This is a genomic window from Streptomyces sp. MH60, from assembly GCF_002939385.1.
Classification (GTDB): Bacteria; Actinomycetota; Actinomycetes; order Streptomycetales; family Streptomycetaceae; genus Streptomyces.
Genome location: NZ_MULI01000035.1, coordinates 36,330 through 59,336 on the forward strand (window position 1 = coordinate 36,330; position 23,007 = coordinate 59,336).

Consider the following 23,007-nt stretch of genomic DNA (forward strand, 5'->3'; position numbering starts at 1 on the left):
TGTCTCAGGTGGGTTATCGTTGTCTCATGGCCGTCGATCGTGAACAGGTACTGCGCAGCGCCGCGGCCCTGCTGACCCGCAAATCCACCGCGACCATGGACGAGGTCGCCAGGGCCGCCGGCCTCAGCCGGGCCACCCTGCACCGGCACTTCGCCGGGCGCGACGCCCTCGTCCGCGCGCTGGAGTCGCTGGGCATCGCCGAGTGCGGGCCGCCCTCGCGGCGGCCCGCACCGACGAGGGCCCGGCGGCCGACGCGGTGCGCCGGCTGGTCCGCGCGATGGAACCCTCCGCCGGTCTGCTCGCCTTCCTCTACACCGAGAACCAGCTGTTCGAGGGCGAGGAGCAGAACGAGGGCTGGGCCCGCATCGACGCCGGTCTCACCGCGCTGTTCCGCAGGGGCCAGGAGAGCGGCGAGTTCCGCATCGACCTCACGCCCGCCTGGCTCACCGAGGCGCTGTACGGCCTGCTGGCCTCCGGCGCCTGGGCGGTGGCCGAGGGCCGCGTGGCCCGCAACGACTTCACCCACATGATCGTCGAGCTGCTGCTCGGCGGCGCGCTCCGGAGAGAGGAACCATGAACCGCACCCTGCAGCCGGCCCACCCGACCGAGGCGGTGAAGCGCCCCGGCCGCTGGCTGGCGCTCTCCGTCCTGGTGCTGGCCGTGCTGCTGGTGGCCGTCGACGCGACCGTACTCGGTCTCGCGACCCCCTACATCAGCGAGGACCTCGCGCCCTCCGGCACCCAGCTGCTCTGGATCGGCGACGTCTACTCCTTCGTCATCGCCGGGCTGCTCGTCTCCATGGGCAGCCTCGGCGACCGCATCGGACGCAAGCGGATCCTGCTCCTCGGCGCCACCGCGTTCGGCGCGATCTCCGTCCTCAACGCCTACGCCCACACCCCCGAGGTGATGATCCTCGCCCGGGCCCTGCTCGGCGTCGCGGGCGCCACCCTGATGCCCGCCACCCTGGCCCTGATCCGCAACCTCTTCCACGACCCGCGCGAACGCAGTCTCGCCGTCGGCATCTGGGGCGCGGCCGCCTCCGCCGGCGCGGCGGTCGGTCCGGTCGTCGGCGGGTTCCTGCTGGAGCACTTCTGGTGGGGCTCCGTCTTCCTGATCAATCTGCCCGTGATGGCCGTCCTGGTCGTCGTCGGCGTGAAACTGCTGCCCGAGTCCCGCAACCCGAACCCGGGCCCCTGGGACCTGTCCAGCGTCTCCCTGTCCCTGATCGGCATGGTCGGAGTCGTGTACGCGGTCAAGGAGACCGCCGCCCACGGGTTCGCCTGGGCCCCGCTCGCCGCGGGTCTGCTGGGCGCCGCCGCGCTCTACGGCTTCGTCCGCCGCCAGCTGACCATGCCGGTCCCGCTGCTCGACATGCGGCTGTTCCGCAATCGCGGCTTCAGCGGTGCGGTCCTGGCCGACCTGCTGACCATCCTGGGCCTGTCGGGGCTGGTGTTCTTCCTCTCCCAGTACCTGCAACTCGTCCAGGGCAGGCGGCCGTTCGAGGCGGGCCTGGCCGAACTGCCCGCCGCCGTCGGCGCGGTGGTGGCCGGTCTGATCGCGGGCCGCGCGGCCCGGCGCTTCTCGGTCCGTGCCGTGGTCTCCGGCGGACTCGCCGCCGTCGGTCTCGCCCTCGCCGCGCTGACCGTCATCGGCCAGCACACCGGCTATCCGCTGCTCGGCGCGGCCCTGCTGGTCGACGTGATCCTCTCCAGCGTGCCCGGGGAACAGGCGGGCGCCGCCTCCGCGGTCTCCGAGACGGCGTACGAACTCGGCGCCGCCCTCGGCATCGCGGTGCTCGGCTCCATCGTCACCGGCGTCTACCGGGACTTCACCGGACCCGCCGGCACCCCGGACGCGGCCCACGAGTCACTGGGCGGTGCGGTGGAGGCCGCCGCGGGACTCCCGGCGGCCACCCGTGAGGCGCTCCTGGACTCCGCCCGGCAGGCCTTCGTCGACGGCCTGACCCTCGCGGCGGGCGTCGGCGCCGCCGTGCTCCTGGCCGCCGCCGCGGCGTCCTGGTACCTGCTGCGGGGCCAGCGCCTGGAGGACGGGGTGGAACACCCGTAGCCGCACGGCACGGGAACGCGATACGGCGGACCGCTCACCGAGCGGTCCGCCGTATCGCGCGGGCAGGTCCGCGGCGCTACGCCGCCTTCGCCTTGCTCGCGTACATGTCCACGTACTCCTGGCCGGACAGCCGCATGACCTCCGTCATCACGGAGTCGGTCACCGCCCGCAGGACGTAGCGGTCGCGGTCCATGCCCTCGTAGCGGGAGAACTCCATCGCCTCGCCGAAGCGGACCGTCACCCGGCCCGGCCGCGGCAGACCCGCGCCGCCCGGCTGAAGCTTGTCGGTGCCGATGACGGCGAACGGCACGACCGGGGCGCCCGTCATCAGGGTGAGCCGGGCGATGCCGGTGCGGCCGCGGTAGAGGCGGCCGTCGGGGGAGCGGGTGCCCTCGGGATAGATGCCGAAGACGTGGCCCTCCTCCAGGATGCGGCGGCCGGTCATCAGGGCCGCCACCCCGCCCCGGCCGCCGTCCCGGTCGACCGGGACCATGCCGACCCCCGTGAAGAACCAGGCCATCAGCCGTCCCTTGAGGCCCTTGCCGGTGACGTACTCGTCCTTGCCGATGAAGAAGACCTGCCGGTCGCAGGCCAGGGGCATGATCACCGAGTCGATGAAGGTGAGGTGATTGCCGGCCAGGATCACCGGACCGTCGCCCGGGATGTTCTCCACACCCTCCACCCGTGTGCGGAACATCAGGCGCATGATCGGACCGAGCACTGCCTTGATGAACACGAAGCGGGACAACGGGCCCTCCGGTGTCGGGGATGCGGTATGAGTCTGTGCAGGTGAGGACATTACTCGCGGCCCGGGGGGTCCCGCACCTCGGGTCACCCGGGTCTGGCACGACGTTGACGCGTGTTCACCTGCGGTGCGTGGGGGTCGCGCGGTGGCGACACCCACGCCGGAATGTGAGGCAGGTCGCGCTCGCGAGGACCGGAGTCCCGGTCCGCGCCCCGCGGCCACGGGCCGGATCGAAGCACATACGGCCCGCGCGCCGGGTGAGGCGCGCCGCCCGGGTGCCGGCACCGAGCCCATGTCCTTCGCCTACCCCGCCACGTCGCCGCCAAGCCGACGGCGCGTCAGCCCTCCGCCCCCGCACGACATCCCCGCGCACCCGCGTGTTCCGGCCGCGGTCTCCCGCTCGTCATGTACGCGCCCCTACGATCGGCGCGCACGGGACGGACAACGGCAGGAGGGCCCCATGGGAACGCAGGAGTCGGACGAGCGGGCGGGCGGCGGCACCGGACGGCGGGCGCTCCTGGGCGCGGCGGTGCTCGGCGCGGGCGGAGCGGCACTGGGCCTGCCCGGCACGGCGAGAGCCGCCGGCACCCGGCACGGCGGCGGACACGGCGGCGGGGTCAAGAGCCTGCCCGTGCCGACCGTCATCGGTCACCGCGGCGCCAGCGGCTACCGCCCCGAGCACACCTTCGGCTCCTACGAGCTGGCCCTCGACCTGGGCGCCGACATCGTCGAGGCCGGCGACCTGGTCCCCACGAAGGACGGTCACCTCGTCTGCCGGCACGAACCGGAGATCGGCGGCACCACGGACGTCGCCGACCACCCGGAGTTCGCCGACCGCAAGCGCACCAAACTGCTCGACGGGGTCTCCACCACCGGCTGGTTCACCGAGGACTTCACCCTCGCCGAACTCAAGACGCTGCGCGCCACCGAGCGCATCCCGGCCAACCGCCCGCACAACACCCTCTACGACGGCCGCTGGGAGATCCCCACCTTCGAGGAGGTGCTCCGCTGGCAGAACGAGCAGACCCGCAGGCGCGGCAAGCAGGTCTGGATCTACCCCGAGCTCAAGCACCCCACCTACTTCCGCAAGCTGGGCCTCGGCACGGAGGAGCGCCTGGCCCGGCTGCTGCGCACGTACGGCAAGGACCGGAAGAACTCGCCCGTCATCATCCAGTCCTTCGAGCCCACCAGCATCCAGCGGATGAACAAGCTGGTCGGCAACCCCCTCGCCGTCCTGCTGTCCGGCGCGAACAGCCGCCCCTGGGACTTCGTCGAGACCGGCGACCCGCGCACCACGGCCGACCTCGTCACGCCCGCGGGACTGAAGGAGATCGCCTCCTACGCGCAGGGCATCGGCCCGACCCTGGACCTGATCATCCCGAAGGACTCCGCCGGTCGGCTCACCGAGCCGACGACGCTGGTCCGCGACGCGCACCGGGCGGGCCTGATCCTGCACCCGTACACCATGCGCAACGAGAACCCCTTCCTGCCCGCGGACTTCCGCAAGGGCAGCGACCCCGACGCCTACGGCGACGTCTTCGGCGCGTTCCGGACGTACTTCGCCACCGGTATCGACGGCGTCTTCACCGACAACCCCGACACGGGTGTGCTGGCCCGCGAATCCTTCGTCAACGGCGTCAACAGCTGAGCCGGCACCCCCGGTTGGGGTGAGCTTCGGCCGTCCGGGCAACCCGCCGCCCGGGCGGCCGCGTCGACGTGCATATGACGCACGACCTGCTCACCTCCCTGCGCCCCCTGCTCACCGCCGAGGCCTCAGCCGAGGCATATGCGTCCGGAACCGAGCCCGGCGACCTGGAACAGGCGGTCTGGTTACGGCTGCTGGAACGCCTGGCGGCCGACGGCCCGCCCCCCGACCCGCACCGCTGGCTGCGCAGCGCCGTCCGCACCGAGGTCCGCCGCACCCGCCGCACGGCCCGCAACGAGCGGCCGTACGGGACCGAACCCGCCGGTGTCGCCGAGTACGCCCACGAGCCCGAGCGGCTCGCGCTCGCCGCGGCCCGGCACCGCGCGCTGCGCGACGCCGTGCGCCGGCTGCCGGGCCGCTGCCCCCGTCTGATGGAGGCGCTGCTGTCACCCAGGGACCTCACATACCGGGAAATCGCGGGGGAGTTGGGTATCTCACAGGGCAGTCTTGGCCCGGAACGCTCCCGATGTCTGGGATGTCTGCGTCGATTGCTGACGCCGGAGGTTGCGGCCGGTTGAGGACGGGGATAGGAGTGGGGGACCACAGGTGATCAGGTGAGCGGGAGGCATGCGCACATGGGCATGAGCGTGACCATCTCGGCGGCGACCGAACAGGACGCCGAGCAGATCTTCCGGCTGCAGTACCTCTGCTTCCAGAGCGAGGCGGCGCTGTACGCCAACTACCGCATCGACCCGCTCGTCCAGACCCTGGACTCGGTGCGCGAAGAGGTCGCCGCCGACTGCGTCTTCGTGGCGCGGCTCGGCGACGAGGTCGTCGGCTCGGTGCGGGGGCGGGTGACCGAGGACGGGGCGGCGTCCATCGGCAAGCTCTGCGTCCACCCCCGCCTCCAGGGGCACGGCATCGGGGCCCGGCTGCTGCGGGCCGCCGAGTCCGCCCTGGCCGAGCAGCGCGGCGCCAAGCGGTTCCGGCTGTACACCGGGCACCGCAGCGAGGGCAACCTGCGGCTGTACCGCCGGGTCGGCTACGAGACGGTGGGCACCGCCGAGGGCACCGACGGCGTGCCCATGATCGTCCTGGAGAAGCCGGCGGAGACGTACGCGACCACGGCCTGAGCCGCCGCCGGGCCGCTACGCGGTGCGGGCCCGGCGCAGCCAGTACAGGGCCGACAGCGGCAGCAGCACGGGAATGAAGAGGTACCCCATCCCGTAGTCCGACCACACGGTCGCGTCGGCGAAGGCCGACGGCTCCACCAGCGTCCAGGTGCCGACCGTCAGCACCCCCACCAGCTCGGCGGCGCAGCACACCTGCGCCGCCCTGCGGGCCCGCTCGCCGCCGCGCACCAGGGTGTAGGTGATGAACCCGTAGACGACGCCCGCGAGAGCCGACAGCGAGTAGGCGAGCGGGGCCCGGTCGAACTCGGTGGCGATCTGGTACGCGGACCGCGACACCGCGCCGACGACCATCACGCCGTACAGCCACACCAGCAGGATGCCGGGCCCGCCGATCAGCCGCTGCCCGGTCCGCTTCTCCTCCGTGGCCACCGTCTCAGCCTCCCCAGATGTCATACAGCCGGACCTCCAGGACGGCGAGGACGACACCGCCGGCCGCGACCGTCACCGAACCCCAGCGGGTGCGCTCGGCCAGCGACATGAACCCCGCCGCCGGCACACACGCGAAGGCGCCCAGCAGATACGCCACGAAGATCGTCGTGCCCTGTTCCGGTTCCTCGCCCCGCGCCAGCTGCACGACGCCGACCACCAGCTGGATCAGCGCCAGCGCCGAGACCGCGGCCATGCCGATGAAGTGCCAGTCCTTCGTCGGCTGGTCACGGTAGGCGGCCCAGCCGCACCAGGCGGCCAGCAGCAGTGCGGCGACGCCGGTCACCAGCGTCAGGACGTCAAGCATGGCAGCGAGCCTATTACGGCCCAAAGGGCCCGCCGTCCCCGGCCCCGTAGGGTCGAGGACATGAAGCTCCACGCACAGGCCCTCCTGTTCGACAACGACGGCACCCTCGTCTCCTCCCTCGCATCCGTACGCCGCTGCTGGACGCGGTGGGCCGTCGAGTACGGGATCACCGCCGAGCGGTTCGGGCGGGTGGAACTGCACGGGCGCCCGGCCGCCGAGATAGCCGCCGACCTGCTGCCCGCCGACGTGGTCGCCGAGGCCGTCGCCCGCATCGAGCAGCTGGAGGTGGAGGACGTGCCGAACGGGGGCGTGCACCTGCTGCCCGGCACCCGCGCGTTCCTCGACGCGCTGCCGGCCGACCGCTGGGCCGTCGTCACCTCCGCCACCCGACGCCTCGCCGAAGCCCGCCTCGACGCCGTCGGCATCCTCCCCAAGACCCTCGTGGCCGCCGACGACATCACCCGCGGCAAGCCCGACCCCGAGCCCTACCTCCTCGGTGCCCGCGCCCTGGGCGCCGACCCGGCCGCCTGCGTCGTCTTCGAGGACGCCCCCGCCGGGCTCCAGGCCGGCCGCGCCGCCGGCATGCGGACCGTGGCGTTGGCCACAACCCACCGGGCCGACGAACTCGACGCCGACCTGGTGGTCACCGACCTCTCGGCCTTGTCGGCACTGGTCACCGACGCCGGAATCGAGATCACCGTCCGGGGCTGATCCACGCCCCCGCGACCAGCTGCCGTCCACCGCTGTCCAGTATCCGGACAGCGGTCTCCGGACACGGGCATACGTCTGCTTTACTGATCGGCATGAGCACCACGAGCGACCGCACCCCTGCGACCGAGGCGACCACGACGCCCGGTGCTCGTTGTATGTGCCTGCGAATGTGCGCCTTCTAGAGGGCCCCCGCACCACCTGAGCCTCGCGCCCCGAAGCGAGCGCCCGCCCAGGTCCGCCCGCGCCCGGCGCGCGCACGCGGCCGGGCCACGCCCCGCGCACACGTTTCTCCCCGGTCCACCGCCATGGCGTACCGCCACCGCGAGAACCGTGCCGCGTTCCGAAGGACCCCCAAGAACCCGAAGAACAACGCCCCGTGCCCGGCGCACACCACCGCGCCGCGCACTCGACAGTGACGGAAACCCACGTGATCACCACATCGGGCCTCACCAAGGTCTATCGTTCACGCGGCCGCGAGGTCACCGCCCTGGACGGCGTCGACCTGCACGTCCGCGAGGGCGAGGTGTACGGCGTCATCGGCCAGTCCGGCGCCGGCAAGTCCTCGCTCATCCGCTGCGTCAACCTCCTGGAGCGCCCCACCGCCGGCACGGTCACCGTCGCCGGCCGGGACCTCACCGCGCTGGCCGGCCGCGGCCCCCGCGCCGGCCGGGAACTGCGACAGGCGCGCAGCCGTATCGGAATGGTCTTCCAGCACTTCAACCTGCTCTCGTCGCGGACCGTGCGGGACAACGTCGAACTGCCCCTGGAGATCCTCGGCAAGTCGGGGAAGGAACGTTCCCGCAAGGCGCTGGAACTGCTCGACCTCGTCGGCCTCGCCGACAAGGCGGGCGCCTACCCGGCCCAGCTCTCCGGCGGCCAGAAGCAGCGCGTCGGCATCGCCCGCGCCCTGGCCGGCGACCCCAAGGTGCTGCTCTCCGACGAGGCCACCAGCGCCCTCGACCCGGAGACCACCCGCTCCATCCTCCAGCTGCTGCGCGACCTCAACCGGCAGCTCGGGCTGACCGTCCTGCTCATCACCCACGAGATGGACGTCGTCAAGAGCATCTGCGACTCGGCCGCCCTCATGGACCGGGGCCGCATCGTCGAGTCCGGCACGGTCGGCGAACTCCTCGCCACCCCGGGCTCCGAACTGGCCGCCGCGCTCTTCCCGGTCGGCGGCGAGGCCTCCGCGGAGGACCGCACCGTCCTCGACGTCACCTTCCACGGCGAGGCCGCCACCCAGCCCGTCATCTCCCAGCTCTCCCGCACCTACAACATCGACATATCGATCCTCGGCGCCGCCATCGACACCGTCGGCGGCCTCCAGGTCGGCCGGATGCGCATCGAACTGCCCGGCCGCTACGAGGACAACGTCGTGCCCGTCGGCTTCCTGCGCGAACAGGGCCTGCAGATCGACGTGGTGAACGAGACGCCGGACACGGCCACCACGCCGGCCGCGTCCGCCTCGCTGGTGAAGGAAGGTGCCAAGTGACCTGGTCGCAGATGCAGCCGCTGCTGGAGCAGGCCTCCTGGGAGACCCTGATCATGGTCGGCTGGTCCACCCTGATCGCCGTCGTCCTCGGACTTCCGCTCGGCGTCCTCCTCGTCCTCACCGACCGCGGCGGCCTGCTGCAGAACGTCCTGGTGAACAAGGTCATCGGGCAGATCGTGAACATCGGCCGCTCGATGCCGTTCATCATCCTCATGGTCGCGCTGATGAGCTTCACCCGCTGGGTCACCGGCACCACCATCGGCAGCGAGGCCGCGATCGTGCCGCTCGCCATCGGCGGCATCCCGTTCTTCGCGCGGCTCGTCGAGACCGCCGTGCGCGAGGTCGACGGAGGGCTCGTGGAGGCCGTCCAGTCCATGGGCGGCAGCACCTGGACCATCGTCCGCAAGGTCCTGGTCCCCGAGGCGCTCCCCTCCCTGATCGCCTCCACCACCACCACGATCATCGCCCTCATCGGCTACTCCGCCATGGCCGGCACCGTCGGCGGCGGCGGCCTCGGCGACCTCGCCGTCCGCTACGGCTACCAGCGCTTCGAGCCCGGCTTCATGTGGATCACCGTCGCGCTCCTCGCCGTCGCGATCTCGCTCATCCAGTTCGTCGGCGACTACGCGGCCCGCACCCTGCACCGCCGCGGCGGACGCGGCGGAGCGGCGCCCAGGCTCCGGCTGCTCAGGGCCAAGGAGCCCGCCGCGGCCGACGTGAGCAAGGTCGCCTGACCGCACCCCAAGGACTCCCCGCCCCACCGGGACGGGGTCGCACCACCTCAGGAAAGGCACTTTTCGTGCGTAACACCGCCAAGTTCACCACCGCCGTCCTCGCCGCCGGAGCCCTCACCCTCGGCCTGACCGCCTGCGGCTCCGACAAGGACTCCGCCTCCGACACCTCGGGACCGCTGGTCGTCGCCGCGAGCCCCACCCCGCACGCCGAGATCCTCGACTACGTCAAGGACAACCTGGCGAAGAAGGCGGGCCTCGACCTCGAGGTCAAGGAGTTCACCGACTACGTCACGCCGAACACGGCGACGGAGGACGGCTCCGTGGGGGCCAACTACTTCCAGACCCAGCCCTACCTCGACGACTTCAACAAGAAGAACGGCACCCACATCGTGTCCGTCGTCGACGTGCACCTGGAGCCCCTCGGCCTCTACTCGCACAAGGTGAAGAAGGCCGACGACCTGAAGAGCGGTGCGACCGTCGCCGTCCCCAACGACACCGTCAACGAGGGCCGCGCCCTCCAGCTGCTCGCCGCCAACGGGATCATCGCCCTCAAGGACGGCGTCGGCACCGCGGCGACCCCCTCGGACATCACCAAGAACCCGAAGAACCTGGAGTTCAAGGAGCTGGAGGCGGCCCAGACCCCGCGCTCCCTGGACGACGTGGACGCGGCGGTCGTCAACGGCAACTACGCCATCGAGGCCGACCTGAAGCCCGCCCAGGACGCCCTCGTCCTGGAGAGCGCCAAGGGCAACCCGAACAGCAACCTCCTCGCAGTCAAGGAGGGCCACGAGGACGACCCGCGCGTCAAGAAGCTCGCGAAGCTCCTCAACTCGCCCGAGGTGAAGAAGTTCATCGAGGACAAGTACGCCGGCGCGGTCCTGCCCTCCTTCTGAACCTCCGACCCCGAGGTTCCCTGCGGCCCGCCGTCCGGGCCGAACCCCGCGTCACCCACCGGGTCCGCTCCGTGCTCACGGGGCGGACCCGGTGGTGTGGTTGAGTGCTTTCATGCTGCATGCTGGGCAGTTCGAGCAGGCCCTGACGGTCACACAGGTTACGGAGCGGCGCATGACGAGCACCTTCCCCAACATCTCCATCAGCACGGAGCGGTTGGTGCTGCGCCCCCTCGACGAGGACGACGTCCCCGCGCTGGCCGCGATGATGAACGACGAGCAGGTCGCCGCCTGGACCCACGTCCCCCAGCCCTTCACCGAGGACAACGCCGCCACCTGGATCCGCGAGTACGCCCCGGCCGAGCGCACCGCGGGGCGGGGGCTCGACCTCGCCGTCACCGAGTTCCTCACCCAGCGGCTGGTCGGCGTCATCCAGCTGACCAAGACCAACTGGCACGTGCGGTCCACCGAACTCTCGTACATAGTCGCGCCCTGGGCCCGGGGAGAGGGGTACGCCTCCGAGGCGGCACTCGCCACCGCCCAGTGGCTCTTCGGCGACCAGAAGTTCGAACGCGTCGAACTGCGCACCGCGGCCGACAACACCGCCTCCCAGCAGGTCGCCCAGAAGATCGGCTGCATCAGCGAGGGAGTCCTGCGCGGCGCCTGCATAGCGCGCGTACGCAGCGACGACGGCGTCTGGACGGACACCCGCACCGACTTCATCGTGTGGAGCCTGCTGCCGGAGGACCTGGAGGGCGCCACCGGACAGCTGACCGACGCCGACGGTTTCACCACCTTCACGGACTGGAACTGATAAACGGGGGCCGACCGGCGCCACCACCCCGCACCGAGGCCGCACCAGGTACCCTCACGGGGCGCGCCCGCGACGGTACCGCGACCACGACCTGCGAAAACCCTGGAGACTGACGACGATGGCCGACCGGGTCACGGTGATCGGCTGGGACGGTTCGCCGCTGACCGCCGCGGCACGCTCCGCACTGGGCGCCGCCACCCTGGTGGCCGGCGCCGCACACCATCTGGCACTTCCCGAGGTGCCGCCCGCCGCCGAACGCATCCGCCTCGGCAGCGTCGCCCTCGCCGCCCGCCGCCTCGCCGCCCACCGCGGCACCACGGTCGTGCTGGCCGACGGCGACCCCGGCTTCTTCGGCGTCGTACGCACCCTGCGGGACCCCGAGTTCGGCCTGGAGGTGGAGGTCGTCCCCGCCGTCTCCTCCGTGGCCGCCGCCTTCGCCCGCGCCGGAATGCCCTGGGACGACGCCCATGTGGTCGTCGCCCACCCCCGCACCCTGCGCCGCGCGGTGAACGTGTGCCGGGCCCACCCCAAGGTCGCGGTCCTCACCTCACCGGGCGCCGGACCGGCCGAACTCGGCCTGCTGATGGAGGGGGTCCACCGCACCTTCGTCATCTGCGAGGAACTCGGCACCACCCGCGAGCGGGTCACCGTCGTCACCTCCGACAAGGCCGCCGACCACACCTGGCGCGATCCGAACGTCGTGATCGTGGCGGGCGGCAGCGCCGGTCCCGGCCCCGCGGGCGACGGCACCGGCTGGATCGCCGGCCGCGACCCCGCCACCGGACCGCGCGGCTGGTCCCTGCCCGCCGCGGCCTACGGCGGTGAACTGGGCGAGGGCGAGACCGACCTGCTGCGCACCGCCCAACTCGCCAGGCTCGGACCACGTCTCGGCGACCTCGTGTGGGACATCGGCTGCGGCAGCGGCGCCTTCGCCACCGAGGCCGCCCGCGGCGGCGCCGCCGTCATCGCGGTCGACCGGGACCGGGACGCCTGCGCCCGCACCGAGGCCACCGCACGGCACTTCGGCGTCCAGCTCCAGACCGTGCACGGCAACGCCCCGTACATCCTGGAGAACCTCCCCGAACCGGACGTCGTCCGGGTCGGCGGCGGGGGAGCGGCCGTGGTCTCCGCGGTCGCGGACCGCCGCCCGCAGCGCATCGTCGCGCACGCCGCGACCCGCGACGCGGCCGAACTCGTCGGCAGGGACCTGACGGAGCACGGGTACCGCGTCGAGTGCGCCCTGCTGCAGTCCGTCGGACTCGACACCCGGGCCTGGACGGAGACGGAGCGGAGCGTCGCGTTCCTGCTCAGCGGAGAGATCGTACGGCGCGAAGCACCCCGCTGAGGTCCCCCCGCGACCGCGCCCCGTGATCGGTTGTTCATACCGCGCGGGGTAGGCTGGCGGATTGTTGTACCGCATGCGGACACCCGGCGGTTCGTCGGTCGATGTCCGTAAAAACCCGCTCCTCAGGGGGTGGGTGTGGTACGGCACAACCGGAGGACGCGCAACGTGGCGCAGTCCACAGCGGGCCGTCGCGGATCAAGCTGTCGTGGCGGGGGAACGACCGCGACAATGCCACTCAATGGCTTTGTCGTCTTTTCCCGCGGGTCGTTCGTGCCGCTGGGCACGCCCGCTCGTTCTTCACTACGGGCGGTCGGTGCGCCGTCCCGGGTGAGCTGGTTGTAGAAGCACTAACCGATGGGCGAGGGGTTACGCATGACCGACACCGGCCAGATCCCGGGCGAGGGGCTGCCGGAGAACGCAGGCATGGTGGAGCAGCCGGGCGTCCCCGCACCCGGCGCGTACACCTACCTCTCCGAGGCCACCGCCGAGGACGAGGACCTGTTGTTGCTGCCGGGAGCCCAGAGTGCCTGGGGCAACGAGGTCGCGCCGCCGGCGCCGGAGCCGGTCGTGGAGACCGTGCACCAGCCCGGCGCGCACGAGATGTCCGGTCGCGACAGCGGCTCGGTCGACCTCGGCGGCGTCCGGCTGCCCGACCCGGCGCAGGACCCCGCGTCCACCCCGGCCCCGCCGCGCAGGCCCCTCCACCTCGGCCCGCCGATCCCGGACACCTCCGCGAGCCCGGTCCGCTCACTCGCCGACCGCGGCCCCGCCGACGCGCCGGTACGGCACCCCGGACCGCCGACCGCGGGGCCCGAGTACCTCGATATGCCGCAGGCCGCCGTGCCGGTCCCGCAGACGGCGGCACCCTGGGGAGCGCAGACGGCGCCGCAGGCCCAGGAGGCCCCGGTGAACGCCGGGGCGGGGTCTGCGGAAACGGTTGTTCCGGTACCGGAGCAGCAGCCGGGCGAGCCGGTGGGCGCGGCCCAGGCCCTGGTGACCCGCGTGGCGACGGAGGCCGTGGCGGCGACGGGCGGGACGTCCGGGGGCGCCGACGAGGCCGGCGCACCGCAGGAGGCGCCCGCTCCGGCGGAGGCGCCCGCTCCGGCGGAGGCGCCCGCTTCGACGGAGGCGCCCGCTTCGACGGAGGCTCCCGCGCCGGAGGAGACGGCGCAGACCGAGCCGGAGCAGGCGACCGGTCCCGCGGAGGAGGCCGTACCGGCTCCCGAGGCGGCCCCGGCGGAGCCCGTGCCCCCCGTGTCCCCCGTGAGTGAGCCCGCCCAGGCGGCCCAGGACGGCGCTGGGCCCGAGCAGGCCCCCGCGGTTCCGCAGGCCCAGGAGGTTCCGGAGACCCCTGTGGCCCCCGTGGCCCCCGTGCAGTCGGATCCGGAAGAAGCGTCGGCGGAGGTACCGGTCCAAGCCCCGGCGGAGGCACCGCAGGGACTCGACGAACCCCCGGCGGCCGACACCCCGGAGGCCCCCGCGCCGCAGGAAGCCCCGCTCTCCGAGGCACCCGAGCCCGAGCACGGTGACGGCCAGGCGCCCGACGCGTCCGTGGCCGTCGCGGAACCGGAGGCGATCGTGCCCGAGGCCGTCGCCCCCGAGGCCGTCGAACCCGAGCCGTCCCCGGCACCGGAGCAGCCCGCCCCGGTCCAGGTGGAGCCCGCGCAGCCGGAGGCACAGCCCTCGGCGGAGGAAGCGCCGCACGCGCAGCCGGACGTCCCGCCCGCGCAGCAGTTCGCCGTCCCCGAGCCGGCCCCGGAAGCCGATCCGGAGCCGCGGGTCGCCGAGGCCCCCGCACCGCAGCCCGCCCAGGGCCCCCAGTCCCTCATGGACGCCACCATGCCGCAGGAGCAGGAGCAGGAGCAGGAGCAGGAGCAGGAGCAGGAGCAGGAGGCAGAGGCGGCCATGCCCGCACCGGCCCCCGTCTCCCGGGAACCGCACCCGGCCCAGCCCGTCGGCCAGTTCCTGCCCGTCGACGGCGGTCAGGTGCCCACGGCTCCGTACCTCGCGCCGACGCCCCCCGAAGCGGTCCTGGTCCCGCCGGAGACCCCGGCACCGGAGCCCCTCGCCGCGGCCCAGGCGGCCGACGACTCCGCGGCCGCGGTACCGGCGCCGCGCGAGGCCGACCCCGAAGTCGTCCAGAGCGTCGACGACCTGGACACCCGCGACGCCGGCCAGGAGGACCAGGACGTGAGTGCGGCCGCGGCCACGGAAGCACCACGGTCCGCCGGCCCGGCGGCCCCCGCCTACGACGACGCCGAGCGCGAGGCCGTACTGAAGGTCATGCGCGAGCGCCGCGACATCCGCAACGGCTTCCGCAGCGATCCCATCCCTCACGAGGTGCTGCTCCGCGTCCTGGAGGCCGCGCACACCGCGCCCTCCGTCGGTCACTCGCAGCCCTGGGACTTCGTCGTCATCCGCTCCGCCGACACCCGCCGCGCGATGCATGAACTGGCGATGCGTCAGCGCGACGCGTACGCGAAGTCGCTGCCCAAGGGCCGGGCCAAGCAGTTCAAGGAACTGAAGATCGAGGCCATCCTCGACACCCCGGTCAACATCGTCGTCACCGCCGACCCGACCCGCGGCGGCCGGCACACCCTCGGCCGCCACACGCAGCCGCAGATGGCGCCGTACTCCTCCGCGCTCGCCGTCGAGAACCTCTGGCTCGCCGCCCGCGCCGAGGGCCTCGGCGTCGGCTGGGTCAGCTTCTTCGACGAGCGCGAGATGGTCCGCGCCCTCGGCCTGCCCGAGCACCTGGACATCGTCGCCTACCTGTGCGTCGGCTACGTCGACGAGTTCCCGGACGAGCCCGAGCTGATGCAGGCCGGCTGGTCCAAGCGCCGCCCGCTGTCCTGGGTGGTCCACGAGGAGACGTACGGCCGCCGCGCCCTGCCCGGCGAGGCGCCGCACGACCTGCTCGCCGAGACCGTCGCGCAGATCCGTCCGCTGGACGCCAAGGCGCTCGGCGAGGCCTGGGAGCGGCAGAAGCGTATGACCAAGCCGGCCGGCGCGCTCGGCATGCTGGAGATCATCTCCGCCCAGCTGTCCGGACTGTCCCGGCAGTGCCCGCCGCCCATCCCGGAGCCCGCGGCCGTCGCGGTCTTCGCCGGTGACCACGGGGTGCACGCCCAGGGCGTCACCCCCTGGCCGCAGGAGGTCACCGCCCAGATGGTGGCCAACTTCCTGGGCGGCGGCGCGGTCTGCAACGCCTTCGCCACCCAGGTCGGCGCCGAGGTCTGCGTCGTGGACGTGGGCGTCGCCACCGACCTGCCCGCCACGCCCGGCCTGCTGCCCCGCAAGATTCGTGCGGGCACCTCCGACATGACCACCGGCGCGGCGATGACCCGCGAGGAGGCCAAGCAGGCCATCGAGGTCGGCATCGAGACCGCCCGCGACCTGGTGGCGGCCGGCAACAAGGCACTGCTCACCGGCGAGATGGGCATCGCGAACACCACCGCGTCCGCCGCGCTCATCTCCGTCTTCACCGGCGCCGACCCGGCCGAGGTCACCGGCCGCGGCACCGGCATCAACGACGAGACGCTGGCCCGCAAGACCGAGGTCGTCCGCCGCGCCCTCGAACTCCACCAGCCGGACCCGGCCGACCCGGTCGGCGTGCTCGCGGCGATCGGCGGCTTCGAGCACGCGGCCATGGTCGGCCTGCTGCTCGGCGGTGCCTCCCTGCGCACCCCGGTGATCCTGGACGGCGTCAGCGCCGGTGCCGCCGCCCTGGTGGCCCGCGCGATCGCCCCCGAGGTCCTCGCGGCCTGCATCGCCGGTCACCGCAGCGCCGAGCCCGGCCATGTCGCCGCGCTCAACAAGCTGGGCCTGCGTCCGCTGGTCGACCTCGACCTGCGCCTCGGCGAGGGCACCGGCGCGCTGCTCGCCCTGCCGATGGTGCAGAGCACGGCGCGGGCGATGCACGAGGTGGCGACGTTCGACTCGGCGGGGGTCACGGAGAAGTAGTCGGGCGGCAGCGGCCGCACGGCGCGGGGCCCGGGACACGGTGCCGGGCCCCTGCCGGGTTGCCGCGCCCGAAAACCCCGCCCGGCAACGGGTCCACCCACCGGACCACCTGGGCCGCACCCGCCACCCCGCCGTAAAATCCGCACGTCAGCGCCAGCGCCCCACAGGAGCCGTCCCCTCATGGCCGAACACCCCGCCTACCCCGTAGGCCTCCGCCTCACCGGCCGCCGCGTGGTCGTCCTCGGCGGCGGACAGGTCGCCCAGCGCCGCCTGCCCGCCCTCATCGCGGCCGGTGCCGACATCCGCCTCGTCTCTCCCGAGGCGACCCCTTCCGTCGAGGCCATGGCGGACGCGGGCGAGATCACCTGGGAGCGGCGCCCCTACGCGGACGGGGACCTCGCGGACGCCTGGTACGCCCTGATCGCCACCAGCGACACCGAGGCCAACCACGCCGCCTCCGCCGAGGCCGAGCGGCACCGCGTCTGGTGCGTCCGCTCCGACGACGCCGACCGCGCCACGGCCTGGACCCCGGCGACCGGACACAGCGAGGGCGTCACCGTCGCCGTGCTCACCACCGACGCGCGCCACCGCGATCCCCGCCACACCGCCGCCATCCGGGACGCGGTGGTCGAGGGCCTGCGCGACGGCACCCTGGTCGCCCCGCACCAGCGCACCCGCACCGCCGGTGTCGCCCTGGTCGGCGGCGGTCCCGGCGACCCCGATCTGATCACCGTCCGCGGGCGCCGCCTGCTCGCCGAGGCCGACGTCGTCATCGCCGACCGGCTCGGCCCCCGCGACCTGCTCGCCGAACTGCCGCCGCACGTCGAGGTCATCGACGCGGCGAAGATCCCGTACGGGCGCTTCATGGCCCAGGAGGCCATCAACAACGCGCTGATCGAGCACGCCAAGCAGGGCAAGGCGGTCGTACGGCTGAAGGGCGGCGACCCGTTCGTCTTCGGCCGGGGCATGGAGGAGGCGCGGGCCCTGGCCGAGGCGGGCATCGCGTGCACCGTCGTCCCCGGCATCTCCAGCTCGATCTCGGTCCCCGGCGCGGCCGGCATCCCGGTCACCCACCGGGGCGTCGCCCACGAGTTCACCGTGGTCAGCGGGCACGTCGCCCCCGACGACGAGCGCTCCCTGGTCGACTGGCCGTCCCTCGCGAAGCTGACCGGCACGCTCGTGATCCTCATGGGCGTCGACAAGATCGGCCGGATCGCCGAGACCCTCGTCGCGCACGGCAGGTCCCCCGACACCCCGGTCGCCCTCGTCCAGGAGGGGACCACGGCCGCCCAGCGCCGGGTGGACGCGACCCTCGCCACCGTCGCCGAGACCGTCGTCGCCGAGGACGTCAGGCCGCCCGCCGTCATCGTCGTCGGCGAGGTCGTCGGAGTCGGCCCGCACGGGACGGTCTGACGTGGCCGGCCTCATCACGATCGACGACCCCGACGACCCGCGCCTGCACGACTACACCGGCCTGACCGACGTCGAACTGCGACGCCGCCGCGAACCCGCCGAGGGCCTGTTCATCGCCGAGGGCGAGAAGGTCATCCGGCGGGCCGGCGAGGCGGGCTACGCGATGCGCTCGATGCTGCTGTCCGCCAAGTGGGTCGACACCATGCGCGACATCATCGACGAGGCCCCGGCCCCGGTGTACGTCGTCGACCCGGCGCTCGCCGAACAGGTCACGGGCTACCACGTGCACCGCGGCGCGCTGGCCTCGATGCAGCGCAAGCCGCTTCCCACCGCCGCCGGCCTCCTGACGAGCGCCCGCCGCGTCGTCGTCATGGAGTCCGTCAACGACCACACCAACATCGGCGCGATCTTCCGCTCCGCCGCCGCGCTCGGCATGGACGCGGTCCTGCTCTCCCCGGACTGCGCGGACCCCCTGTACCGGCGCAGTGTCAAGGTCTCGATGGGCGCGGTCTTCTCCGTGCCGTACGCCCGCCTCGACACCTGGCCGGCCGGTCTGGCGACGGTCGGCGAGGCGGGCTTCACGCTCCTCGCCCTCACTCCCGACGAGCGGGCCGAGCCCCTCGACGCGGTCGCCCCGCACCGCATGGACCGGGTGGCCCTCATGCTGGGCGCCGAGGGCAGCGGCCTGTCCCGGCGGGCCCTGGCGGCGTCCGACACGTGGGTCCGCATCCCGATGTCCCACGGTGTCGACTCCCTGAACGTGGGCGCGGCCGCCGCGGTCGCCTTCTACGCGGTGACGGCGGGACGCCCGTCGGCCTAGGCGGCGCGTACGGGCGCGGCCCTCAGAGGCCCTCAGAGCCCGGAAGCACGCTGCTCCGGAAGGCCGCCGGGCAGGACTCCCCGCTCCTGCTGCGCCCCCCGCTCCTGCTGCGTCGCCCGCTCCTGCTGCGTCGCCCGCACGCCGCCCCGGTCGTCGCCGAGCCCGCGCGAGGGCCCCTGGCAGCCCTGTGCGGCGGCGATACCCAGCGCGACCAGCAGCGTCACGACCACGAACACGAACAGGCGCTGCCGCAGCAGCCGCGGATTGGCGGGCCGCCGCCAGCCGTTCCCCGTCGTCCTGGGCCCCGTACGGCCGGCTCCGCTGCGCGGTGCGGACCTGCCACCGTCGTTGCGGGAGGAGTTGCGGCCCGTCGTGTCGCGGGAGGACGGCGTCGGCCGGGACCCGGACCGGCCCCCCGCACCGCCGCCGCGCGACGGTGTGCCACCGCGTGAGGGTGCCCCGCCCCGCGAGGGCGATCCGCCCCGCGAGGGAACGGAGCCCCGGGGGCCGGTTCCCCGCGACCCCGACGTGCCGCGCGGCGGGGGAGTGCCCTGCGCGCCCGGCCGGCCCTGCGGACGCCGCTGGGCACGCTCCGGGTAGGTGTCGGCGAGCCGCCCCGTGGACACGTCCGCCTCACCACTGCGCGGCGCGGGCGGCCGTACGTCGGGCATGCCCTGGGCCTCCCGGGCGGCGATCTCCTTCAGCCGCAGCGACAGTTGCAGGGTGCTGGGACGCTCCTCGGGGTCCTTGGCCAGGCACGCCCGCACCAGCGGGGCGAGCGCGTCCGGGACACCGTGCAGCTGGGCCTCCTCGTGCACCACGCGGTAGAGCATCACCTCGGAACTGCCGTGCCCGAAGGGCGAGTCGCCCACCGACGCGTACGCCAGCGTGGCACCGAGCGAGAACACGTCCGTGGCCGGGGTGACCGCGGCCCCGCGCACCTGCTCCGGCGCGAGGAACCCCGGGGAGCCGACCGCGGTGCCGACGTGCGTGAGGGTGGAGGCACCGGTGGCCCAGGCGATGCCGAAGTCGATGATCCGCGGCCCCTTCGGGGACAGCAGGATGTTGGACGGCTTCAGGTCCCGGTGCACCACCCCGGCCTCGTGCACGGCGACCAGGCCCTCGGACAGGGCGGCGCCCACGGCCGCGACGTCGGCCGCGCCGAGCGGGCCCCCGTCGGCGACCTTGTCGTGCAGCGAGGGGCCGGGCACGTACTGCGTGGCGAACCAGGGGCGGTCCGCCTCCAGGTCCGCGGCGACCAGCCGGGCCGTACAGCCGCCCCGGATGCGCCGGGCCGCCGAGACCTCACGCGCGAACCGCGACCGGAACTCCTGGTCCTCCGCCAGGTCCGGCCGGATGACCTTCAGCGCGACCCGCTGCCCCTTCTTGTCGGAGCCCAGGTAGACCACGCCCATTCCACCCGCGCCGAGCCGTCTGTGAAGCCTGAACGAGCCGACGACGCGCGGGTCCTCGCGCCTCAGGCGCATCATCGCCATGTTCATCCCCGCTGCCCGGTCCCTGTGACGTGCCACAGCTTACGTTTCCACGGCCGCCCGTGCGCAGAGGCCGCGCCCTCTCGCGAGAACGGATTGTCAGTGCCCGGTGCGAGAGTTGAGACCCGGTCAGCGAACGCGTGGACGGAGCGGCCACGCCGCGTCCCCGCTGCCAACCTGCCACCGCAGCCGGGGGATTGGGCCCGGGGAGGGGGACCGGGTGGGGACGGCCGGGAGCGACGGGGCGAGGCCGCGCACCCACGGCGTGGTGGCGGGTCCAGTGGGCCCCGGGGCGGGGGCGGAGGCGTGCCGGGAGGCGATCGGAGTGAGGGATGTCACCGGACAGCCCGGAGATACCGGGACACGGTGGGCACCCCGTCCGGGAAGACCCCGAGACCCGGGAGGCGGTCTCCACCCAGGGGAGTACTCGACGGGTGGTGGCTCATCCTCCGGGAGGCCCGGCAATCGGTACGAGGGCATGACGTCCGGCGATCGCCCGACGCATAGATTTGAGGTCAAGCGGCGGGTGCAGCACTCGTCCCCCGAGGTCAGACACCCGCCGCTGCAACGAGACAACGAATCGGTCAGGAGAGGGACCATGGCCCAGACGGTTCCGCGGACGCTGGTCCGCACACGGCAAAGCCGCCGTCAAGGCCGTCGCCACCCCGTGGTGGCGACGCTCATGGCCCTGCCCCTGGCGGTCCTGCTCCTCCTCGTCTTCGACGGGTGGGAGACAGTGGCCACACAGGCGTCGTCCGTGGGTGTGGTGCTGGGGCGCTGAGCGGCGACCCCAGGCCCGGAAGAGCGGTCCGGGCGGGGACATCCATCCATGAAACCCCGTGGGGACGGGGGTGCGGCGGACGGCAAAATGCCGGCGCAGCTGGGGAGCTGCGCCGGCATTGCTTTTCCCTCCGGGGAGTCGAGACATCCGGCGCGGGGGTACGGCGACCGGCCCCGCAGCGGTACGGCCAGGTCGGGGCCGGGGAGCGCGGCCGCCCGCCGCGCCTGCGTACCCTCACCCACGTGACCACGGACGCCCCCGCCCTCCTCCCCGCCCTCGAAGCCCGCGTCAGGGAGACGGCCCACGCCCGCACCTCGGCCTGTCCCTGCGGCGCGGCCACCCTCGCCGACCGCCCCGACACCACGGTCGTCCGGCACGGGGACACCGTCGCCAAGGCCCACGCCGCGGACGCCGACCCCGCCGAGCTGTTCCTCCGTGTCACGGCCGCCGCCCGGCTCCCCGGCGTGCTCCTGCCCCCGCTCGCCCCGGCCCCCCTCGACCTGCACGGGCGGCTCGTCACGTACTGGGCCTACGGCACGCCCGTCGACCCGGAGGATCCGGACGCCGCACCGTGGGAGGCCGCGGCCACCCTCCTGGCCCGCCTCCACCGCACGCCGGCCCCCGCCCCCGTACCCCCGATGCGCGGCCCCGCGAAGGCGGCCCTGGCCGCGGCCCGCCTCCGGGACACCGCCCCCGACCACCCCGCCACCGCGCCCGTACTCGCGGCCTGGGCGGTGCTCCCCGCCTGGGCGCGCGGCGAGGCCGCCATGCCGGACACGACCACCCTCTGCCACGGCGACCTCCACCTCGGCCAGCTCATACGCCACCCCGCCCCCGCGGGACCCTGGCTGCTGATCGACGTCGACGACCTCGGTACCGGCGTCCCGGCCTGGGACCTGGCCCGCCCCGCGGCCTGGTACGCCTGCGGGCTGCTCCCGCCCGAGGAGTGGCTCCGCTTCCTGACCGCCTACCGCGCCTCCGGCGGCCCCGCCGTCCCCGCCGACGGCGACCCCTGGCCCGCCCTGGACGTCCCGGCCCGCGCCCTCACCGCGCAGACCGCCGCCCGGGCCGTCACCAAGGCGGCCCTGGAGGACCGGCCGCTGGACGAGGTGGAGCAGTCCCTCGTCGACGCCTGCGCGCGCATGGCGTCCGTGCGGCCCGCCGACCCACGGGGCTGAGCCGAAGTTCCGCGAAGTAGGGTGCAACCGACCCGCGGCGGGACAGAGTCTGTCCTGGCGATACGCGAAGCAGGACCGACCGGCGAGGAGTTGAGCCGAGCATGCAGTGCCCCAAGTGCCACGCACCGATGCACACCTACAACCGCAACGGCGTTCAGATCGAGCAGTGCAGCGGCTGCCGCGGCATCTTTCTCGACTACGGCGAGCTGGAGTCGCTGACCCGCCTGGAGGCCCAGTGGTCCCAGCCCGCGCCGCCGCCCCCGCCCGCCGCGCCGCAGGCGTACCCGGCGCAGCAGGCTCCGGCCTGGGGCGCCCCGCAGCACGGCGGCCACGGCCACTACGGCCACCACCGCCAGAAGAGCTTCGGCCGCATGCTCTTCTCCAGCTGATCCGCCCACGACGAAGCCCCCGGCCGCTCAAGGCGGCCGGGGGCTTCGTTCCGTGTGGACGATACTGGGATTGAACCAGTGACCTCTTCCGTGTCAGGGAAGCGCTCTCCCGCTGAGCTAATCGTCCGAGAGTGGTGCGACTACTGCGTGCGCGATACTGGGATTGAACCAGTGACCTCTTCCGTGTCAGGGAAGCGCTCTCCCGCTGAGCTAATCGCGCGGGGATCCGTACGGATCGGTGATCCTGGCGGATCAGTGGACGATACTGGGATTGAACCAGTGACCTCTTCCGTGTCAGGGAAGCGCTCTCCCGCTGAGCTAATCGTCCTTGGAGGTGGAGACGGGATTTGAACCCGTGTAGACGGCTTTGCAGGCCGTTGCCTCGCCTCTCGGCCACTCCACCAGGAGTGTAGGAGGCCCGGAGGCCCCCTGTTCCTGCGAGCGGACGACGAGGCTCGAACTCGCGACCTCAACCTTGGCAAGGTTGCGCTCTACCAACTGAGCTACGTCCGCCTGTCGGTTCGGTCCGCTTGCGCGGCCCGGCGACGTGATGAACTCTAGCGGATTCCGGGGCCAGCACAAAAACGCGTTTGTGCAGCGT

At 73.4% G+C, this 23,007-nt stretch carries 20 protein-coding genes, 5 tRNA genes and 1 pseudogene; 17 read left to right on the forward strand and 9 right to left on the reverse strand.

The window, feature by feature from the left end; genetic code table 11:
* The first annotated feature begins 26 nt into the window (after positions 1 to 26).
* Positions 27 to 577, forward strand: a pseudogene (locus BZZ08_RS21605) (TetR/AcrR family transcriptional regulator).
* Positions 574 to 2,067, forward strand: coding sequence for an MFS transporter (locus BZZ08_RS21610; protein ID WP_104633901.1), 1,494 nt, complete (start codon positions 574 to 576; stop codon positions 2,065 to 2,067). The pseudogene BZZ08_RS21605 and the gene BZZ08_RS21610 overlap by 4 nt, the downstream one beginning before the upstream one ends.
* Positions 2,068 to 2,143: 76 nt before the next feature.
* Here the strand turns inward: BZZ08_RS21610 and BZZ08_RS21615 are convergent, their stop codons facing one another.
* On the reverse strand, positions 2,144 to 2,764 hold the full coding sequence (locus BZZ08_RS21615) for a lysophospholipid acyltransferase family protein (protein ID WP_241965528.1): 621 nt from the start codon (positions 2,762 to 2,764) through the stop codon (positions 2,144 to 2,146).
* Positions 2,765 to 3,272: 508 nt separating this feature from the next.
* Between BZZ08_RS21615 and BZZ08_RS21620 the strand changes: the two genes are divergently transcribed.
* The 3 genes from BZZ08_RS21620 (at position 3,273) to BZZ08_RS21630 (ending at position 5,590) form a co-directional block, all read left to right on the forward strand.
* Positions 3,273 to 4,460 (forward strand): glycerophosphodiester phosphodiesterase, encoded by a 1,188-nt coding sequence (locus BZZ08_RS21620; protein ID WP_104633903.1) that lies wholly within the window; start codon positions 3,273 to 3,275, stop codon positions 4,458 to 4,460.
* A gap of 74 nt (positions 4,461 to 4,534) precedes the next feature.
* Complete coding sequence (locus tag BZZ08_RS21625) at positions 4,535 to 5,035, forward strand: sigma-70 family RNA polymerase sigma factor (RefSeq protein WP_104633904.1); 501 nt, start codon at positions 4,535 to 4,537, stop codon at positions 5,033 to 5,035.
* Between the two features lie 57 nt (positions 5,036 to 5,092).
* Positions 5,093 to 5,590 (forward strand): GNAT family N-acetyltransferase, encoded by a 498-nt coding sequence (locus tag BZZ08_RS21630; RefSeq protein WP_104633905.1) that lies wholly within the window; start codon positions 5,093 to 5,095, stop codon positions 5,588 to 5,590.
* 15 nt (positions 5,591 to 5,605) lie between these two features.
* On the opposite strand, the gene BZZ08_RS21635 is transcribed toward BZZ08_RS21630, so the two are convergent.
* Both BZZ08_RS21635 and BZZ08_RS21640 read right to left on the reverse strand, forming a co-directional pair.
* A complete protein-coding gene (locus BZZ08_RS21635) occupies positions 5,606 to 6,043 on the reverse strand; it encodes a hypothetical protein (RefSeq protein WP_104633906.1) in 438 nt (145 codons plus the stop codon).
* Complete coding sequence (locus BZZ08_RS21640) at positions 6,024 to 6,383, reverse strand: hypothetical protein (protein ID WP_059299587.1); 360 nt, start codon at positions 6,381 to 6,383, stop codon at positions 6,024 to 6,026. Before BZZ08_RS21640 ends, BZZ08_RS21635 begins: the two co-directional genes overlap by 20 nt.
* 60 nt (positions 6,384 to 6,443) lie before the next feature.
* Between BZZ08_RS21640 and BZZ08_RS21645 the strand changes: the two genes are divergently transcribed.
* From BZZ08_RS21645 to BZZ08_RS21685, 9 genes are all read left to right on the forward strand, one after another.
* Positions 6,444 to 7,094 (forward strand): HAD family hydrolase, encoded by a 651-nt coding sequence (locus tag BZZ08_RS21645; RefSeq protein ID WP_104633907.1) that lies wholly within the window; start codon positions 6,444 to 6,446, stop codon positions 7,092 to 7,094.
* Positions 7,095 to 7,521: 427 nt separating this feature from the next.
* Positions 7,522 to 8,586, forward strand: coding sequence for a methionine ABC transporter ATP-binding protein (locus BZZ08_RS21650; protein ID WP_198601616.1), 1,065 nt, complete (start codon positions 7,522 to 7,524; stop codon positions 8,584 to 8,586).
* Positions 8,583 to 9,320 carry a methionine ABC transporter permease gene (locus BZZ08_RS21655; protein WP_198601617.1) on the forward strand — a complete coding sequence of 246 codons (738 nt, stop codon included), beginning with the start codon at positions 8,583 to 8,585 and terminating at the stop codon, positions 9,318 to 9,320. The genes BZZ08_RS21650 and BZZ08_RS21655 overlap by 4 nt, the downstream gene beginning before the upstream one ends.
* A 65-nt stretch (positions 9,321 to 9,385) precedes the next feature.
* A complete protein-coding gene (locus BZZ08_RS21660) occupies positions 9,386 to 10,213 on the forward strand; it encodes a MetQ/NlpA family ABC transporter substrate-binding protein (protein ID WP_104633909.1) in 828 nt (275 codons plus the stop codon).
* 172 nt (positions 10,214 to 10,385) lie between these two features.
* Positions 10,386 to 11,024, forward strand: a complete 639-nt coding sequence (locus BZZ08_RS21665; protein WP_198601618.1) for a GNAT family N-acetyltransferase — start codon at positions 10,386 to 10,388, stop codon at positions 11,022 to 11,024.
* 118 nt (positions 11,025 to 11,142) lie between these two features.
* Positions 11,143 to 12,369, forward strand: a complete 1,227-nt coding sequence (gene cbiE / locus BZZ08_RS21670) for a precorrin-6y C5,15-methyltransferase (decarboxylating) subunit CbiE (protein ID WP_104633911.1) — start codon at positions 11,143 to 11,145, stop codon at positions 12,367 to 12,369.
* A 372-nt stretch (positions 12,370 to 12,741) separates the two neighbouring features.
* A complete protein-coding gene (gene cobT, locus BZZ08_RS21675; protein WP_104633912.1) occupies positions 12,742 to 16,332 on the forward strand; it encodes a nicotinate-nucleotide--dimethylbenzimidazole phosphoribosyltransferase in 3,591 nt (1,196 codons plus the stop codon).
* A gap of 180 nt (positions 16,333 to 16,512) precedes the next feature.
* Complete coding sequence (gene cobA / locus BZZ08_RS21680; protein ID WP_104633913.1) at positions 16,513 to 17,745, forward strand: uroporphyrinogen-III C-methyltransferase; 1,233 nt, start codon at positions 16,513 to 16,515, stop codon at positions 17,743 to 17,745.
* Between the two features lies 1 nt (position 17,746).
* The gene (locus tag BZZ08_RS21685) at positions 17,747 to 18,565 is read left to right on the forward strand and encodes a TrmH family RNA methyltransferase (protein ID WP_104633914.1); all 819 of its coding nucleotides are present in this window, start codon (positions 17,747 to 17,749) and stop codon (positions 18,563 to 18,565) included.
* A gap of 32 nt (positions 18,566 to 18,597) precedes the next feature.
* On the opposite strand, the gene BZZ08_RS21690 is transcribed toward BZZ08_RS21685, so the two are convergent.
* Positions 18,598 to 20,067 (reverse strand): serine/threonine-protein kinase, encoded by a 1,470-nt coding sequence (locus tag BZZ08_RS21690; protein WP_241965529.1) that lies wholly within the window; start codon positions 20,065 to 20,067, stop codon positions 18,598 to 18,600.
* Between the two features lie 589 nt (positions 20,068 to 20,656).
* On the opposite strand from BZZ08_RS21690, the gene BZZ08_RS21695 reads away from it, so the two are divergent.
* The 3 genes from BZZ08_RS21695 to BZZ08_RS21705 all read left to right on the forward strand — a co-directional run bounded on the left by BZZ08_RS21695 (position 20,657) and on the right by BZZ08_RS21705 (position 22,406).
* Entirely contained in the window at positions 20,657 to 20,839 is a 183-nt protein-coding gene (locus tag BZZ08_RS21695; protein WP_104633915.1) for a hypothetical protein, read from the forward strand.
* 242 nt (positions 20,840 to 21,081) lie between these two features.
* Positions 21,082 to 22,017, forward strand: coding sequence for a phosphotransferase family protein (locus tag BZZ08_RS21700; RefSeq protein ID WP_104633916.1), 936 nt, complete (start codon positions 21,082 to 21,084; stop codon positions 22,015 to 22,017).
* Positions 22,018 to 22,118: 101 nt separating this feature from the next.
* Entirely contained in the window at positions 22,119 to 22,406 is a 288-nt protein-coding gene (locus tag BZZ08_RS21705) for a TFIIB-type zinc ribbon-containing protein (protein ID WP_104633917.1), read from the forward strand.
* 55 nt (positions 22,407 to 22,461) lie between these two features.
* On the opposite strand, the gene BZZ08_RS21710 is transcribed toward BZZ08_RS21705, so the two are convergent.
* From BZZ08_RS21710 to BZZ08_RS21730, 5 genes are all read right to left on the reverse strand, one after another.
* Positions 22,462 to 22,533 (reverse strand) — tRNA-Val (locus tag BZZ08_RS21710).
* A 21-nt stretch (positions 22,534 to 22,554) separates the two neighbouring features.
* Positions 22,555 to 22,626, reverse strand: a tRNA-Val gene (locus BZZ08_RS21715).
* Positions 22,627 to 22,662: 36 nt separating this feature from the next.
* Positions 22,663 to 22,734: transfer RNA gene (locus BZZ08_RS21720), tRNA-Val, on the reverse strand.
* Between the two features lies 1 nt (position 22,735).
* Positions 22,736 to 22,809 (reverse strand) — tRNA-Cys (locus tag BZZ08_RS21725).
* A gap of 37 nt (positions 22,810 to 22,846) precedes the next feature.
* A tRNA-Gly gene (locus BZZ08_RS21730) sits at positions 22,847 to 22,919 on the reverse strand.
* Positions 22,920 to 23,007 lie beyond the last annotated feature (88 nt).